The organism is Ferrovibrio terrae (assembly GCF_943371255.1).
Taxonomy (GTDB): Bacteria; Pseudomonadota; Alphaproteobacteria; order Ferrovibrionales; family Ferrovibrionaceae; genus Ferrovibrio; species Ferrovibrio terrae_B.
In genome coordinates this window covers 1-16,696 of record NZ_CALRUC010000099.1, presented here as the reverse complement: position 1 = coordinate 16,696, position 16,696 = coordinate 1, and the positions used below count along the sequence as shown (strand labels likewise).

The window sequence follows — 16,696 nt, the reverse complement described above, 5'->3', positions numbered from 1 at the left end:
CCCGACTATCAGCAGCTGGCGAAATACGAACCGCCGGTCACCACCCGCCTGCATGCCGGCGACGGCCGCCTGATCGCCGAGTATTCGCGCGAGCGCCGCCTGTTCGTGCCGATCGAGGCGATCCCCAAGCCGGTGATCCAGGCCTTCCTTTCGGCCGAAGACAAGAATTTCTACGAACACAGCGGCATCGATCCGCTGGGTGTCGTGCGCGCCGTGGTGCAGAACATCGCCAATCTGGCTCAGAGCCGCCGCCCGGTTGGCGCGTCGACCATCACGCAGCAGGTGGCGAAGAATTTCCTACTCGGCAATGAAGTGTCACTGGGCCGCAAGGCGAAGGAAGCCATCCTCGCCTTCCGCATCGAGAAGGCTTTCAGCAAGGACAAGATTCTCGAACTCTATCTGAACGAAATCTATCTCGGCTCTGGCGCCTATGGTGTCGCCGCCGCGGCGCTGGTGTATTTCGACAAGTCGCTCTACGACCTGACGCTGCCCGAGGCCGCCTATCTCGCAGCCCTGCCCAAGGCGCCCAGCAACTATCATCCGGTGCGCCATCTGGATCGCGCCAAGGCAAGGCGCGACTGGGTGATCGAGCGCCTGCAGGAAGATGGCGTCATCACTGTGGAGCAGGCGCGCGCCGCCATTGCCTCACCACTGGTGGCGCTGGCGCGGCCGGAATCGGAACTGGCGCGCGCCGACTGGTTCGCCGAGGAAGTGCGCCGCGAACTGGCGCAGCGATTGGGTGAGAAAGGCCTCTATGAAGGCGGCCTGAGTGTTCGCACCACGATGGACCCGAAGCTGCAGAGCATCGGCGAGCGCGTGCTGCGCGACGGGCTGGAAGCCTATGACCGCCGCGCCGGAGGCTGGCGTGGCCCGCTGGCCAAGCTGCAGCCAAACACGGACTGGCGCACGCAGCTGAGCGCGATGCCGCCCTTTGCCGGTATCCTGCCGCCCTGGCGCGTCGCCGCCGTGCTGGCCGTGGAAACCGACAGCGCCGGGATCGGCTTCGCCGATGGCAGCAAGGCCGTGCTGCCGCAGGCCGGCCTGCGCTGGGCGCGCAAGAAACTGGGACCCGATCATTTCGGCCCGGTGCCGCGCACACCCGCCGAGGTGATCGCCGTGGGCGACGTGATCGCGGTGACCGCGATCAATCCGGCCAAGCCGCAGGACGGCTATGCCCTGCGGCAGATTCCTGAAATCGGCGGTGGCCTGGTGGCGATGGACCCGCATACCGGCCGCGTGCTGGCGCTGGTCGGCGGCTACGATTTCAAGCTGAGCCAGTTCAACCGCGCGACCCAGGCCAATCGCCAGCCCGGTTCGGCCTTCAAGCCATTCGTCTATGCCGCAGCACTCGATAACGGCTTCACGCCGTCGTCGCTGGTGCTGGATGCGCCATTCGTGATGGACCAGGGCCCCGGCCTGCCGCTGTGGAAGCCGGGCAACTATTCCGATCAGTTCTATGGCCCCTCCACCCTGCGCGTCGGCGTCGAGAAATCGCGCAACCTGATGACGGTGCGGCTGGCCCAGGCGATCGGCATGGAAAAAGTGGTGGATTACGCCAAGCGCTTTGGCGTGATCGACAACATGCAGCCGGTGCTGTCGATGTCGCTGGGCGCCGGTGAAACCACGCTGATGAAGATGACCACCGCCTATTCCGAATTCGTCAATGGCGGCCGCAAGATCACGCCGACCCTGATCGACCGCATCCAGAACCGCAACGGCACCACCATCTATCGCCATGACAAGCGCGCCTGCCCCGACTGCCTGGTCCCCACCGGCTGGAACCAGCAGAGCGAACCCGCCCTGCCCGATCCGCGCCCGCAGGTGATCGATGCCGTCACCGCCTATCAGATCACCTCGATCCTGGAAGGCGTGGTGCAGCGTGGCACCGGCATCCGCATCCGCGAACTGGGCAAGCCGCTGGCCGGCAAGACCGGCACCACCAACGACAGCATGGACACCTGGTTCATGGGCTTCAGCCCCGATCTCGCGGTCGGCGTCTTCATCGGCTACGACACGCCGAAAGACATGGGCAAGCGCGAGACCGGTTCGTCGGTCTCGGTGCCGGTGTTCAAGGCCTTCATGGCCGAGGCACTGCAGGGCAAACCTAACATCCAGTTCCGCGTGCCGCCCGGCGTGCGGCTGGTGCGCGTGCAGGCCGAGACCGGCGAGCTGGCGCGGCCGGGCGACCGCAACGTGATCCTGGAAGCCTTCCGGCCCGGCTCGGAGCCGCAGCTGGGCGAGCGCAGCCGGGTGCTGGACGGCTCGATGGCGGATGAACGCGACAGCATCTCCGGCGTCGGCGCCTCGGCCGGTTCGGCGCCGATTTCCGGCACCGGCGGGCTGTACTAACCCCTTGGAAAGACAGGCCGCTTGACACAATCAAGCGGCCTCTTTATACGCTGCTTCGCGTGGGCGGTTAGCTCAGCGGTAGAGCACAGCATTCACATTGCTGGGGCCACTGGTTCAATCCCAGTACCGCCCACCATTTTCCTTCAGACACCTGAAACTTACGGCTGGGCTGCCACAGCAGCCAGATACAGCTCATAGGCCCTGCGCGCGCGCGGGCCCGGCTTGCCGTTGCCAATCACGCGGCCATCAATCTTCGTCACCGGCGTGACGCCGCCGAGCGTGCCGGTGACGAAAGCCTCGTCGGCCGCATAGACCTGCGCCAGGGTGAAATCGCATTCGCGCGCCACGCCGCCGGCCGCCGCCCAGGCGTGCAGCACGCTGCTCTGGGTGATGCCGCGGAAGCTCCAGCCCGGCGTCGAGGTCCACAATTCGTCGCCGCGCAGGATGAAGAAATTCGTCGAGTTGCAGCTGGCGACGAAGCCGCGCGGATCGAGCATCAGCGCCTCGTCGGCGCCGGCATTGATCGCCTGGATCAGCGCCTGGATCAGATTCAGCCGGCTGTGCGAGTTGAGGCGCAGGTCGAAGACATCGGGGCTGCTGGTACGGAAGGTGGAGGTGAACAGCGACAGGCCGCGCTGCCAGGCCTCCGGCTTCGGCGTCTTGTATTCGGCGACGATCACCACCGTGGCGCCGCCGATCACGAAGCGCGGGTCCTGGTTCGGCGTCTTCTTGGTGCCGCGCGTCACCATCAGGCGGATATGCGCGCCATCCTGCATATTGTTGCGCTTCAGCGTTTCCAGCAGCGCGGCACGGATGCCGTCACGACCCAGATCGATATTCAGCGCAATCGAGCCCGCGCCCTCGAACAGGCGATCGAGATGCTTCTCCAGGCTGATCAGCTTGCCATTGACCAGACGCAGGCCTTCCCAGACGCCATCGCCGAGCACGAAGCCGCTGTCGAAGATCGAGACGCGCGCTTCGTCGCGGCGCACGAAGTCGCCGTTGACATAGACCAGCACATCATTGTTGCGGGGGTCTTCGACATAGCCTTGGGCGCTGTGACTGGATGCTGTTGTCATTTTTCAAAATCCGAACCGGTTAGAGACTGAATTCGCGATGGCGGGCCAGGAAAGCCTGGGTCCGCTCGCGCTGTGGATTTTTAAGCACCTCGTCGGGGGTGCCGGATTCATGGATCTCGCCATCGGCGATGAAGATCACCCGGGTGGCGACATGGTAGGCGAAACCAAGCTCATGGGTGACCAGCAGCATGGTGCGGCCTTCCTCGGCCAGCGAGCGGATCACGCCCAGCACTTCGCCCACCAGTTCGGGATCAAGCGCCGAGGTCGGCTCGTCGAACAGCAGCAGCTCCGGGTCCATCGCCAGCGCACGCGCAATCGCCACGCGCTGCTTCTGCCCGCCGGACAGCCGCGCCGGGTACTGTTCAGCACGGTCGGTCAGGCCGACGCGCGCCAGTTCGGCCATGGCGCGTTCGCGGGCCGCCGGCGCCTTCACGCCCTTCACGGTACGCAGACCCTCCATGACATTATCGATGGCCGTCATATGCGGGAACAGATTGAACTGTTGAAACACCATGCCGACACGCTGGCGCACCTGGGTCAGCTCGCGCTCGGCATAGACGCGTGCGCCGCCGCCCCTGCCCTCACTGCCCAGCAGGCGACCGCCGAGTTCGACCGTTCCAGACGTGGGGATTTCCATGAAATTCAGACAGCGCAGCAACGTGCTCTTGCCCGAGCCCGAGGCGCCAAGGATGGCGATACGCTCGCCCGGCAGCACGGACAGATCAATGCCGCGCAGCACTTCATGGGTACCGTAGCTTTTACGCAAACCAATCGTTCTGAGCAGGGGGTCTGCCATGATGCGCCTCAATCGCCTTTGGCCAGCCGGCGCTCGAGCGCATAGGTCGCGCGCACCAGCGGGAAGAGAAACACGAAGAATGCAAGCGCGATGACGCTGTAGGTCTCGATCGGATTGAAATTCAGCGAGGCAACCAGCTTGCCCTGCTGCAGCAGTTCGACATAGGCCACTACCGATGCGAGCGTCGACATCTTGAAAATCTCGATGGCGCGGTTGGTGAGCGCCGGCAGCATGCGGCGGAGCGCCTGCGGCAGGATGATGCGCCGCATCGCCTGCAGGCCGGTCATGCCCAGGGCACGCGAGGCTTCCCACTGGCCCGGCTCGATCGACTGGATGCCACCGCGATAGATCTCGGCCGAGAAGGCTGCCGAGTTCAGCGAGATGCCAAGCGCTGCTGCCATCAACGGGCTGATCTCAAACGGCACCAGCATCGGCAGGGCGAAATAAAACCACAGGATCTGCACCAGCACCGGCGTGTTGCGGAAGAATTCGACGAAGGCCGTCGCCGGCCAGTTGAGCAGCCGGTTCCGCGCATAGCGCGCCAGGCCGACCACCAGGCCGAGGCTGAGGCCCAGCACCAGGCAGATGGCAAAGATGCGCAGGGTGCCGACGGCACCATAGAGCAGCGCATCGGCATTCTCGAAGACGGAGGCGAAGTTCCACTGGTAGTTCATCAGTGCGCCCCCATCAGTGCACCGTGGACTCGCCGCTGACCGCCAGCCGGCGCTCGAACTGGCGCGCGATCAGGCTGAACAGCAGAATGACGACGAAGTAGATGCCGGCCGTGACGGTGAAGACTTCGAGCGGGCGGAAGGTTTTCTGCGCGATCTCGTTGGCCTGGAACAGCAGGTCGGCATAGGACACGGTGGCGACCAGCGTGGTGGTCTTCATCAGCTCGATGGCGCGTTCCATGAAGGCGGGAATCATGCGCTTGACCGCCTGGGGCAGGATCACGCGGCGCATCGACTGCGGCGGTGTCATGCCGATGGCGCGCGCCGCTTCCCACTGGCCGCGCTCGATCGAGACGATGCCGCCGCGAAACACTTCGGCAAAGAAAGCGGCGGACTGGATCGAGAAGGTCAGCGCCGCGGCCATGAAGGGCGTCATCTCGACGCGGATCAGCACCGGCAGGGCGAAGAAAAACCAGAACAGCTGTACCAGCGGCGGCGTGGTGCGGAAGAATTCGATCACGAATCCCGCCGGCCAGGCCAGCAGGCGCCGGCCCGATAAACGGGCCAGCGCCAGAGCCAGGCCGAGCGGAATGCCGAAGGCCAAGGCCGTGCCGGTGACGGCCAGCGTGTTGACCAGCCCCTGCAGCAGCAGATCGGCATTCGCCAGAACCGGCCAGAAGTCCCAGCGGTACATAATGCCGCCGGATTACTTCAGCATTTCTTTCATCACCGGCGGAGCGGATTTCGGATCGAGCCCGAAGCCACGCAGGAATTCTTCATACCAGCGCTGGGTCTGGCCGCTGGTGTAGTAGCCGTTGATCGTCGTGTCGACCCAGGTGAGGAAGGCCTTGTCGTCTTCCTTGCGCAGGGCGACGCTGGAGGGCTGCGACTGGGCCGGCAGCGGCACCACGATCTTGCCGGCGCCAAGGCGCTGGCGCGCCGCCAGCAGCGGCGGATGGAACAGGCAGACCGCATCGACGCGGCCGGCCTGGAAGGCGGCGATGGCTTCCGGGTTGCCGGGGAAGCGCTGGATCGCGGCATTGCCGACCGTCTCGGTGAGGAACTTGTCCATGCTGCTGGCCTGCGGCACGGCGATGCGCACATCGGGCTTGTTCAGATCCTGCCAGGTCTTCACCGCCAGGTCGTCGCGCGCCAGCACGGCCATCGAATAGAACAGCAGCGGATTCTGCGGGAAATCGACGGCGGCGGCGCGTTCGGGCGTCGCATCCAGCATATACATCAGGTCGATCTTGTTGCCCTGCAGAGCGGCAATCGCGGTGCCCCAGGTGACCTCGACCGGCTCGAACTTCACGCCGAGCACGGCGGCCATCGCCTTGCCCATCGATACGCCGAGGCCGGCATTCCATTCGCCGGTCTTCGGATCCTTGGAATACCACGGCGGCGCCTGGGTCACGCCCACGCGCAGCGTGCCGCGCTTCTTGATCTCGGCCAGCGTGCCCACGGCCTGGGCGCGAACGCCACCAGCAACAGCAAAGGTCGCGCCCACGCCGGCAAGGCCGGCCAATACACTGCGTCGGTCCATAATCATGATGCTTACCCCCTTTTGGATGGATCGGTGGATGGCTGCGCCATCCCTTTCAGGAATTTCTCGGTCTGCTGGCCGCCGCGCTGCATATGCGCCCTGATCTCGGCGCGCATGGCGTCCAGATCATCGCCCAGCGCGGTCTCGACATAGCTTTCATGGCCATCGCGCTTTGGGCCACGGATGGAGTGGGCGCGGTGATGCGCCGCCCAGTAGAGCTGCAGCCGGCCGCGCAGGCTGCTCCAGGTGCGCTGCAAAAGGCGATGGCCACAGACTTCGTAGACCAGGCCATGCAGGTTGAGTTCGGCCAGGATGCTGGCGCGGTCGTCGCCGTCGTCGATGGTGGCGACCAGTGCCGCGTGACGGCGCTGCAACTCGGCCCGGAAGGCGGCATCGCGCTTGTCCCAGGCCTGCTCGAAGGCAAAGCATTCCAGCGTGACGCGCATCGAATGGATTTCGCGCACATCTTCTACCGACAGGCTGATCACATGGGTGCCGGTATAGGGCACCGTCACCAGCAGGCCTTCTTCCACCAGCTGGCGCAGCGCCTCACGCAGCGGGCCGCGGCTGACCTGGAACTGGCCGGCCAACGCGGTTTCCACGACGGGCGCGCCCGGCGCGATCTGGCCCGAGAGGATGGCCGCGCGGAGCTGTTCAGCGATGTGCTCGCGGAAGGTGCTCTTCGGCAGGCGGGCGAGGCCCGCGGCCATGGCAATCTCGGATGTCAGCACCGCGAATCCCTGTCGATTGTCGATTGTTGACAATGTGAGGGGTAAAAAGAACCTGAGTCAAGGATAGTTTACAAATCTGTTACGGCCGCACCCCCGGCGTTTCCACCGGCATGCTGGCGGCGCGCGTGTTCAGGTACAGTTCGAGTTCCACCATCTCATCGGCGCCATAGGGATACGGCTCGGCACGCACGCCGGTCATGCAGTTGCGCAGGCGCCGCTGCAGCGAGCCCATCGCCTGCCATTCCAGGCGATAGATCGGATAGCCGGTCGGATGTGCCTGCGGGATCGGGCTGCCGGCCAGGCGCCGGCCCGGATTGTCGGTGTGGCACTGGGCGCAGGAAAAATTCAGCTGTCCCATTGGCGCATTGAACAGTGCCGCGCCACGCAGGCGCGCCGGCTGCAGGCGCGGATCGTCCGGCGGCGCCACCGGCAGGCCGCGCGACTGCAGGCCGATATAACTGGACAAGCCGAGCAAGGCCCGGCTCTCGGCCGCGAAGGCCGGCTGCTGCTGACGGGTTTCGCGGCAACTGTTGATGCGTTGCTGCAGGTCGACGGGTTTTTTCCGGTGTTCATCGAAGGCCGGATAGCGGGCGGCGACACCGCGCATGCCGGCCGGCGCATCGCCGTGGCACCCGGCGCAGGATTGTGCACCGGCGGGCGCCTCGTTCCACAGTGCCTCGCCTTCGGCGACCCAGAGCATGCCGGGATTAAGCGCATCCTCCTGCTGCATCTGTTGCGTGCTGCTGCTCATGAACTCGAAGCCGGACCGACGCTGATCCGCAGCCAGAGCCAGGCCGGATGCCAGCACCAGCGGCAGGACGATACGGATCAGGTCACGCGGCATCAGGTGACGATAATGGCCACGGTTTCGGTCTGCGTGAAGCCGTTATCGCCGTCCCAGGTGAAACTGAGCGTGCCGCTGGCGGTCGCCACCGTGGTGAAGCTGATGAAGGGGTTGGCGGCAATGGCCGGATAGAGATCGGCGCTGAAGACCTGCTCCCCGGCATAGCGGCAGGTGAAGCGGCGCAGGATATCGCGCGGCACCACCTTGCCAACGGAATCGGCGCGATAGCCGGTTTCCATCACATGCGAGATCAGGGTCTTGATCTCGATCACCTCGCCCTTCTTCGCGGTCTTCGGGCAGTTGATCAGCGCGCGCACCATGCTCGTCACTCCGTTATTCGATACAGGCGGCCAGGGTGACGATCACCTCAACCTGGTCCGACCAGAAGGTGCCATCGCTGAAGCCGGCCACGGCAATCACCTTCTGCGAGGTGGCGAGCCGCATGCGGGTGTTTACGAAAGCCCGGCCGGCGCGCGGCCCGAGTTGCACCGTGATCACATTGGGCTGCGGATTCTGTTCGGTGAACAGTGCGATGGCGCGCACATGATGCTCCGGCGTCATCGGGCTGTCGGCCCGCACGGTCACCGACACCGAGTTGCCGTTCTCGACCAGCGGTGACAGATCGAGGGTGACACGCCCGCGTTGCGCCGGCTGATTGCCGGTGAATGCGGCAATGGCACCGGCAAGCTCGGTCGGCGAGGCATAGGCAACAGGTCGCAGCACCAGCAGACTGACGGCCGCGCCCATGCCGCCGATCAATGCGCTGCGTCTTGTCACATCCAGGCGGTTCATCGGCTACTCCCGCAGGGTTTGCAAAAACGCCACCACATCCTCGATCTCGGCCGCCGACAGCACCGGCTTGTCGCGCCAGGCGGCACCGACGCGGGTGAGGCCGTCGATCCGATAATAGGATGGCATGATGGTATTGGGACTGACACGCCGTGAATCAACGATCCGCAGGCGCAACTGTCCGTCGCTCCAGCGGCTGCCGGCGCCCGCTAAAGATGGCGCCAGATCACCCTGAAACCGCTCCTCGGCAAACGGCCCGGTATGGCAGAGCAGGCAGAGGCCCTTCTGGCGGTTCACGACAATGCCGCGCCCACGCGTGGCATCGCCCGGCATGCCGGTGAGTGATTGCGGAATGGCATCACCGCTGACCGCATAGGCGACCAAGGCGGCCGTCTGTGCGCCAGCGGAAGATACCGCCAGCGCACAGATCAGGCCTGCAATGCCAAACGCCCGAAGACCCAAGCCTGACGTCCTGATGTCAGGCTGACTTAAGGTCGTGGTTCTTCAGCGGCAGGTCGCGGATGCGCTTGCCGGTGGCGGCGAAGATTGCATTCAGTACCGCCGGCGCCGCGACCGCGATGGTGGGTTCGCCCACACCACCCCAGAAGCCGCCCGTGGGCACGATCACCGTTTCCACCTTCGGCATCTCGTCGATCCGCATCATCGTGTAGGTATCGAAATTCTCCTGCTCGATGCGGCCCTTGGCCACCGTGCATTCGCCGTAGAAGGCCGCGGTGAGGCCATAGACGAAGGAACCCTCGACCTGGGCCTCGATCTGCTGCGGATTGACGGCATGGCCCGGATCGGTGGCCGCGACAATGCGATGCACCTTGATCTTGCCATCCTTCGCCACCGACACCTCGGCGCAGGCCGCCACGTAGGAGCCGAAGCCCATGCATTGCGCCAGGCCACGGAAGATGCCGGCAGGCGCCGGCTTCGACCACTCGATCCGGTTGGCCGCCGCATTCAGCACCGCCAGATGCTTGGGGTGATTGGCCATCAGCTTGCGACGGAATTCCAGCGGGTCCGTCTTGGTCTCATGGGCCAGTTCGTCGAGGAAGCTTTCCAGATAGATGGTGTTCTGGTTTAGGTTCACCCCGCGCCAGAAGCCGGGCGGCACATGCGGATTGCGCATGGCATGATCGATCAGCAGGTTGGGGAAGCTGTAGCCGATCGATGCTTCCGGCCCCGGCGGGTTGAGGCCCTGGAACACCACCGGGTCGAGACCGTTGCGGATATTCTGCGGGAAGATGCCGGCGACAATCGACTGGCCGGAGATGCGCATATGCAGCCCGGTCACCTCGTTCTTGTCATTCAGCGACGCCGTCATCTTGCATTGCGTGACCGGATGATACCGGCCATGCGTCATGTCTTCCTCGCGTGACCAGATCAGTTTGACCGGCGTGCCCGGCATTTCCTTGGCAATCGCCACCGCCTGGCGCACCCAGTCATGCACCGCGCCGCGCCGGCCGAAGCCGCCGCCCAGATGCAGCTTGTAGACCTCGCATTTCGCCGGCGGCAGGCCGGAGGCTTCCGCGGCTGCGGCGAGTGCCGCTTCGCCATTCTGCGTCGGCGTCCATACCTCGCAAAGTTCCGGCGTGTATTTCGCCGTGGCGTTCATCGGTTCCATGGTGGCGTGATTCTGGAACGGATAGCTGTAGGTGGCGGTGACCTTCTTCGCCGCGCTGGCAAAGGCAGCCTCGACATCGCCGACCTTGTTGCCGGCCACGGCCTCCTTGGCGTCCAGGCCTTCCCTCAGCATCGCCGCAATCGTGGCGCTGGAGACGGCGGCATTCGGGCCCTCGTCCCATTCGATCTTCATCGTGTCGAGCGCGGTTTTTGCACGCCACCAGGTATCGGCGACGACGGCAACTGCGCTGTCGCCCACCTGCACCACTTTCTTCACACCCGGTTTCTTCATCGCACCGGCGGCATCGAAGCTTTTCACCTTGCCGCCAAAGACTGGGCAATCCTTGATCGCCGCATTCAGCAGGCCGGGCAATTGCAGATCGACGCCGTAAACCTGCTTGCCGGTCAGCTTCTCAACCGTATCCAGCCGCTTCACTGGCTTGCCGGCCACCTTCCAGTCCTTCGGATCCTTCAGCGGCACATCGGTGGGCGGCGTCAGTTTCGCTGCCGCATTGGCAACCTTGCCGTAACTGATGGTGCGATTGGTCGGCTTGTGCGTGACGATGCTGTTGGCCGCCACACATTCCGATACCGGCACCTTCCACTGTTCGGCAGCGGCCTGCACCAGCATGATGCGCGCCGCCGCGCCGCCCTTGCGGACATAGTCATGCGACTCGCGGATGCCGCGGCTGCCGCCGGTGGAGAAATTGCCCCAGGCGCGATTGCGCGCCAGGTTCTGGCCCGGCGTGGGATATTCGGTGGTCACCTTCGACCAATTGCATTCCAGTTCCTCGGCCACCAGCTGGGCGAGACCGGTGAGCGAGCCCTGCCCCATTTCGGAGCGCGCGATGCGGATCACCACGGTGTCGTCGGGTTTCACCACGACCCAGGCGTTAATCTCGGGTGCCGGAGCGGCAGCCTTTTGCTGGGCCAGCGCATCGAAGGGGATATGGAAGCCGATGGTGAGGCCGCCGGCAGCGGCAGCGGAACCGGCAATGAAGCCGCGACGGGACGGCGAAGACATGACAGTCATGATGGCTCTCCTTGTCCGGCTCAGGTGCGCGTGCGCGGAGCGGCCGGCGCAATGCCGGCGGCCTGATGGATCGCACTACGCACGCGGTTGTAGGTGCCGCAGCGGCAGATATTGGTGATCTCGTTGTCGATATCGGCATCGGTCGGCTTGGGCGTCTTTTTCAGCAGCGCTGCCACCGCCATGATCATGCCGACCTGACAGTAGCCGCATTGCGGCACATCCTGTGCCAGCCAGGCCTGCTGCACCGGGTGGCTGCCGTTCGGCGACAGGCCTTCGATGGTGACGATCTTCTGCTTCTCGGTGACCGCCGAAGCCGGCATGGCGCAGGAGCGCACCGCCTCGCCATCGACATGCACGGTGCAGGCGCCGCACTGGGCCACGCCGCAACCGTATTTGGTGCCGGTGAGTTTCAGCTGCTCGCGCAGCACCCACAGCAGCGGCGTGTCCTCCTCGGCCTGAAATTCACGCACCTTGCCATTCACGTTGAGCTTGGGCATTGCCGTCCTCCTGGTCCGCTGGCGGTGTGCCGGCGTCTGCTTCGTGGGTATCTCGGGGCCTTGGGGCGGCGCGATTATCAACCCAGGGCGACCGCGGCGCCGACACACGTGTTTGTGAAGTGCGATCAAAGGCGAGAGCCGTGTGTGCAAATGCACAAAGCGGCGCGGTCCGGCCGGGCTCGGTTCGATTGTGATTGACAGCCAGTCCTCCTGATTGGTAAATCGATTTAGTAAATCGATACACAAGATTTAAACGATCTCAAAAAAACCACCTACCGGGAAGGAAACCACCATGTCGATTTCACGCCGCCGCTTTCTTGGCACCGGCGCTGGCCTAGGCGCCGGCATTGCCGCTGCCGGGCTGTTCCCTGCTCCGGCCGTTCTGGGCCAGGGCGCGCCGATCACCTTCCGCGTCTCGTCCAGCATGCCGGTCGATCCGAATGCCGCGCATCATGTCTGGTTCGATCTGTTCCAGAAAAACCTGAAGGCCAAGGTGGGCGACAAGATCCGCCTCGACTTCTTCCCCAACAGCCAGCTCGGCAAGGAAGCCGATGTGGTGCAGCAGGTCATCATCGGCTCGGTCGACATGATGATCACCGGCTCCTCGATCTGGGCCACGGCCGTGCCGGAGCTGGGCGCGCTGGACCTGGGCTTCCTGTTCGACAACTACGCCCATGGCGCCAAGGCGCTGGATGCCGGCGTCGGCAAGACCTTCGAGTCGATGCTGGACGAACGCAAAAGCATCAACGTCCTGGGCTGGGGCTTCCATTTCGGCGCACGCAGCGTCTACACCCGGACCAAGGCCAGCAACCTGGCCGAACTGAAGAGCGTGAAGCTGCGCGTGCTGCCGGCCCCGGCCTTCATCGAGACCTTCAAGCTGATGGGCGCCGTGCCGGTGCCGATCCCGGTGAACGAGCTGTATACCGCCCTGCAGACCGGCGTGGTGGATGGCTTCGAGCATGACCCCGCCACCGTGCTGTCGAGCCGTTTCTATGAAGTGGCCAAATTCTGCCTGCGCACCGACCATCTGTTCAGCCCGATGATCTGCGCCATCGGCAAGCGCGGCATGGCCAAGCTGACCAAGGATACCAAGGACGCCTTCCTGGCCGCCGCCCGCGAGGCAACCGTGGCCGAACGCGGCATCGCCGATGCCAAGGCGACCGAGGCGATGAAGGAACTGGAGCGGCTCGGCGTCAGCTTCACGCCCTTCCCCGCTGCCGACCGCGCCGCGATCTCCAAGCCGGTCTCGGACACGCTGTATGCCCAGTTCATGGCGCAGTATCCCAGCACCAAGCCGGTCTTCGAGGCGATTGCCAAGGCGCGCGCCTGATCATTGGCATCGACAGACCATAAGGGGCAGGCCCCGGCCGGGCGGTTGTGAGTCCGGCCGGGTGTCCTGAGGAGATTGCAGACCATGAACAGCAACGCGGCCATTGCGGCCATCAATACGCCCCTGCTCTACGCCCGTTACGGGCGACTGGGCACCGGCCTGCGCCGGGCCCTGACGGTGATCGAATATGCCGCCGGCCTGGCGCTTGCCGTTGATGTGGCGGTCGTCTTCGCCTCGGTGATCTACCGCTATTTCCTGCACGACCCGGTTGACTGGGCCGAAGAAATCGCGCGCGCCCTGATGGTGATGCTGGTTTTCTTCGGCGCCGCCTCCGCACTGGGTCGCAACCATCACGCCGGCATCGACGTGTTCCGCACCGCCTTCCCCGAACGCTGGCAGCAGATTCTGGTACAGCTCAGCCAGTGGGTCGTTGCCGCGGTGTCGCTGGCGCTGCTCGTCACCTCCTACATGCTGCTGGAGGAAAGTGCGGGCCAGACCACGCCGCTCGGCCTGCCGCATGGCATCTATGCCTGGCCGGTGGTGATCGGCAGCCTGTGCATGGCGCTGTTCTCGCTCGCCAACGCCTTCGAGGCACCGCGCCGGCTGGCATTCGGCACGCTGGCCAGCGTCATCATCGTCTGCGCCATCCTGGCGGCCTGGCACAGCTATGCCTGGGCCTCAGCGCCTTCGCCACTGGTGCTGCTTCTGGTCGGCTTCATCGGCAGCATCGTCATCGGCGTGCCGATCGCCTTTGCCCTCGCCTTTGCCTCGCTGGTCTATTTCATCGCCGACCCGTCGCTGCCGATGGTGATCTATTCGCAGCAGGTGGCGGCCGGCGCCGACCATTTCGTGCTGCTGGCGATTCCCTTCTTCGTGCTCGCCGGTCTGGCCATGGAAGCCAACGGCATGTCGTCGCGGCTGATCGAGTTGCTGCTGCGCATGATGGGCCGCCTGCGCGGCGGCATCAACCTGATCACCATCGTGGCCACCGCCGTGTTCTCCGGCATCTCTGGCTCGAAGCTGGCCGATATCGCTGCCGTCGGCGGCATCATCATGCCTGCCGTGCGACGCAGCCGGCAGGACCCCAACGAAACCGCAGGGCTGCTGGCCTGCACCGCCGTGATGGCCGAAACCATCCCGCCCTGCGTCAACATGATCATTTTCGCCTTTGTCGCCAACGTGTCGGTCGGCGGCCTGTTCGTGGCCGGCCTGGTGCCAGCCGCTTTCCTCGCCCTGCTGCTGGCTGCCGTTGCCATCTGGTACGGCGGCAAGGTCGATCCCGAGCACCTGAAGGCCAGCGACCGCTCGCTGGCGCAGCTGATTGTCGGCTCGCTGGTGGCGCTGATCATGATCCTGATGATCGGCCGCGGTGTCATGGCCGGCCTCGCCACCTCCACCGAGATATCCGCCTTCGCCGTGGTCTACGCCCTGGTAGTGGGGGGCCTTGCCTTCCGCGAGCTGACCCTGCGGATCACCATGCGGCTGTTCGTGCAGTCGGCCGCCATGGCCGGCAGCATCCTGTTCATCGTCGCCGCCGCCTCGGGCTTTGCCTATGCGCTGACCATCGAGCAGATTCCGTCGCTCATCTCGGCCACCATGATCGAATTCGGCCATGCCTATGGCAGCGTGATGTTCGTACTGCTGGCCACCGTGGTGATGATCTTTTTCGGTGCCGTGCTGGAAGGCGCGCCGGCCCTGATCATCTTCGGCCCGCTGCTGACGCCGATCGCCGCCCAGCTCGGCGTCAACCCGCTGCATTTCGGCACCGTGATGGTGATCGCCATGGGATTGGGCTTGTTCGCCCCGCCGGTCGGTCTGGGCCTGTTTGCCACCTGCACCATGACCGGCACGCGCGTGCAGGACGTGGCCCCGCCGATGATGAAATACCTTGCCATCCTGGCGCTCGGCCTCGTTATACTTGTGCTGTTTCCAACCTTCTCGCTGTGGCTTCCCGCAAAATTCGGCATGAACTAACGCATGTCTACCATCACCGACGTCGCCAGACTGGCCCGGGTTTCCGCATCGACGGTATCGAATGTGCTGAACGGGCGCGTTGACCGGATGAGCAAGGAAACGCTTGGCCGCGTGCAGCAGGCCGTGGCCGAACTCGGCTTCCAGCCCAACCGCACGGCACGCCAGCTCAAGACCGGGCAGATCGCGATGCTGGGCCTGCTGGTGCCGTCGATGGGCAATCCGAGCTACGGGCTGCTGGCGCGCGAAATCGAGATCGTGGCACGCGAACGCCATGGCTATCGCGTCATCGTCGCCAACACCTACCGCGAGCCGCAGCAGGAACGCGCCTTCCTTGATGATATGTGGTCGCAGGGTGTGCGCGGTGTGATCGTGATCTCCTCGCTGGCCGATGAGGCGCATTTCGAAGAACCGGTCTCGCGCGGCCTGGTGGCGGTGAGCTACGACAGCCATGCCCGCCGCGACCGCCAACCGATCCTGGATTATGTCTCTGCCGACAACGTCGCGGGTGCCGGCCTGGCCGTGCAGCATCTGGTCGCACACGGCCACCGCACCATCGCCTTCCTGACGCCATCGGGCTGGACCTTCAGTCGCGCCGAGAAGCGCGAGGGTTTCATGGCCGCCGTGCAGCAGGCCGGCATCAAGGGTGTAGTGATCGCCGGCAGCACGGCGTCGCATTATGCCGACGAGGAAATGGCCGAACTGGGTCAGAGCCTGGCCACGCCGCTGGTGCAGCATGCCGACCGGCCGACTGCCGCGGTGGCGATCAACGATATGATGGCCATCGGCCTCATGGCCGGCCTGCGCGAGCAGGGACTGCGCCTGCCGCAGGACATGTCGGTGGTCGGCATGGATGGCATTCCGCTCGGTGCCTATATGGCCCCGCCCCTGACCACGATCCGCCTGCCGCTGCCAGATCTGGCCGGCACGATGGTGGACCGCATCATGCTGCGCCTGAAGCAGCCCAACACGACACCGGATGAATTCCGTTTCACATCCACCCTGCTTGAGCGCGGCTCCGTCGCTCCGCCGCCCCGTTAACCGAGTCTCCATGCGCATCCTGCTGACCCACACGCCTGACGCCCTGCGAAACTACTATGGCGAGGATGCGCTGGCGGCCTTGCGCCGTCACGGCGAGGTAAAGCTGCATCTGGGCGACGCACCGCTCGGCACCGCGCAACTGATCGAAGCCGCACGCGACTGCCAGGTGATCGTTTCTGACCGTCAAACTCCCGGCGAGGCGGCTGTCTTTGAAGCCCTGCCCGATCTTGTCGCCTTCCTGCGCTGCGCCATCGACATCCGCAATATCGACCGCGCCGCGGCCGACCATGCCGGCGTGCTGGTGACCCGGGCCACGGCCGGCTTCATCGATGCAGTGGCGGAGCTGGCGATCGGCTTCATGGTCGACCTGTCGCGCGGCGTCAGCGCCGCGGT

Annotated in this window: 16 protein-coding genes, 1 tRNA gene and 1 pseudogene; 6 read left to right on the top strand and 12 right to left on the bottom strand. The window is 65.0% G+C overall.

Going from position 1 to position 16,696, the window contains the following annotated elements:
• Both AAG799_RS17665 and AAG799_RS17660 read left to right on the top strand, forming a co-directional pair.
• On the top strand, positions 1–2,349 hold a 2,349-nt coding region (locus AAG799_RS17665), incomplete at its 5' end, for a penicillin-binding protein 1A (protein ID WP_341898016.1).
• Between the two features lie 61 nt (positions 2,350–2,410).
• A tRNA-Val gene (locus tag AAG799_RS17660) sits at positions 2,411–2,485 on the top strand.
• A 22-nt stretch (positions 2,486–2,507) separates the two neighbouring features.
• Here AAG799_RS17660 and AAG799_RS17655 read toward each other — a convergent pair.
• The 12 genes from AAG799_RS17655 to AAG799_RS17600 form a co-directional block, all read right to left on the bottom strand.
• Positions 2,508–3,428: an aminotransferase class IV gene (locus AAG799_RS17655; protein WP_341898015.1), complete on the bottom strand. Its 921-nt coding sequence runs from the start codon at positions 3,426–3,428 to the stop codon at positions 2,508–2,510.
• A gap of 19 nt (positions 3,429–3,447) precedes the next feature.
• The gene (locus tag AAG799_RS17650; RefSeq protein ID WP_341898014.1) at positions 3,448–4,224 is read right to left on the bottom strand and encodes an amino acid ABC transporter ATP-binding protein; all 777 of its coding nucleotides are present in this window, start codon (positions 4,222–4,224) and stop codon (positions 3,448–3,450) included.
• An 8-nt stretch (positions 4,225–4,232) separates the two neighbouring features.
• On the bottom strand, positions 4,233–4,898 hold the full coding sequence (locus AAG799_RS17645; RefSeq protein ID WP_341898012.1) for an amino acid ABC transporter permease: 666 nt from the start codon (positions 4,896–4,898) through the stop codon (positions 4,233–4,235).
• Between the two features lie 13 nt (positions 4,899–4,911).
• Positions 4,912–5,589: an amino acid ABC transporter permease gene (locus AAG799_RS17640; protein WP_341898011.1), complete on the bottom strand. Its 678-nt coding sequence runs from the start codon at positions 5,587–5,589 to the stop codon at positions 4,912–4,914.
• A 12-nt stretch (positions 5,590–5,601) separates the two neighbouring features.
• On the bottom strand, positions 5,602–6,444 hold the full coding sequence (locus AAG799_RS17635; RefSeq protein ID WP_341898010.1) for a transporter substrate-binding domain-containing protein: 843 nt from the start codon (positions 6,442–6,444) through the stop codon (positions 5,602–5,604).
• Between the two features lie 5 nt (positions 6,445–6,449).
• A complete protein-coding gene (locus tag AAG799_RS17630; protein ID WP_341898009.1) occupies positions 6,450–7,169 on the bottom strand; it encodes a GntR family transcriptional regulator in 720 nt (239 codons plus the stop codon).
• Between the two features lie 79 nt (positions 7,170–7,248).
• On the bottom strand, positions 7,249–8,013 hold the full coding sequence (gene soxA, locus AAG799_RS17625) for a sulfur oxidation c-type cytochrome SoxA (RefSeq protein WP_341898008.1): 765 nt from the start codon (positions 8,011–8,013) through the stop codon (positions 7,249–7,251).
• The gene (gene soxZ / locus AAG799_RS17620) at positions 8,013–8,333 is read right to left on the bottom strand and encodes a thiosulfate oxidation carrier complex protein SoxZ (RefSeq protein WP_341898007.1); all 321 of its coding nucleotides are present in this window, start codon (positions 8,331–8,333) and stop codon (positions 8,013–8,015) included. Before soxZ ends, soxA begins: the two co-directional genes overlap by 1 nt.
• Before the next feature lie 13 nt (positions 8,334–8,346).
• Positions 8,347–8,805 carry a SoxY-related AACIE arm protein gene (locus AAG799_RS17615; protein ID WP_341898005.1) on the bottom strand — a complete coding sequence of 153 codons (459 nt, stop codon included), beginning with the start codon at positions 8,803–8,805 and terminating at the stop codon, positions 8,347–8,349.
• A gap of 3 nt (positions 8,806–8,808) precedes the next feature.
• Positions 8,809–9,264, bottom strand: coding sequence for a sulfur oxidation c-type cytochrome SoxX (soxX, locus tag AAG799_RS17610; protein WP_341898003.1), 456 nt, complete (start codon positions 9,262–9,264; stop codon positions 8,809–8,811).
• Positions 9,265–9,280: 16 nt separating this feature from the next.
• Positions 9,281–11,464, bottom strand: a complete 2,184-nt coding sequence (locus AAG799_RS17605) for a molybdopterin cofactor-binding domain-containing protein (RefSeq protein WP_341898002.1) — start codon at positions 11,462–11,464, stop codon at positions 9,281–9,283.
• A gap of 20 nt (positions 11,465–11,484) precedes the next feature.
• Positions 11,485–11,961, bottom strand: coding sequence for a (2Fe-2S)-binding protein (locus tag AAG799_RS17600; RefSeq protein ID WP_341898001.1), 477 nt, complete (start codon positions 11,959–11,961; stop codon positions 11,485–11,487).
• A gap of 292 nt (positions 11,962–12,253) precedes the next feature.
• Here AAG799_RS17600 and AAG799_RS17595 point away from each other — a divergent pair, with 292 nt between their 5' ends.
• The 4 genes and pseudogenes from AAG799_RS17595 to AAG799_RS17580 all read left to right on the top strand — a co-directional run.
• Positions 12,254–13,291: a TRAP transporter substrate-binding protein gene (locus tag AAG799_RS17595; protein WP_341898000.1), complete on the top strand. Its 1,038-nt coding sequence runs from the start codon at positions 12,254–12,256 to the stop codon at positions 13,289–13,291.
• An 84-nt stretch (positions 13,292–13,375) separates the two neighbouring features.
• Positions 13,376–15,265, top strand: coding sequence for a TRAP transporter large permease subunit (locus AAG799_RS17590; protein WP_341897998.1), 1,890 nt, complete (start codon positions 13,376–13,378; stop codon positions 15,263–15,265).
• Positions 15,266–15,268: 3 nt separating this feature from the next.
• On the top strand, positions 15,269–16,303 hold the full coding sequence (locus tag AAG799_RS17585) for a LacI family DNA-binding transcriptional regulator (protein WP_341897997.1): 1,035 nt from the start codon (positions 15,269–15,271) through the stop codon (positions 16,301–16,303).
• 10 nt (positions 16,304–16,313) lie between these two features.
• Positions 16,314–16,696 (top strand): annotated as a pseudogene (locus AAG799_RS17580) (hydroxyacid dehydrogenase); the annotation flags it as partial.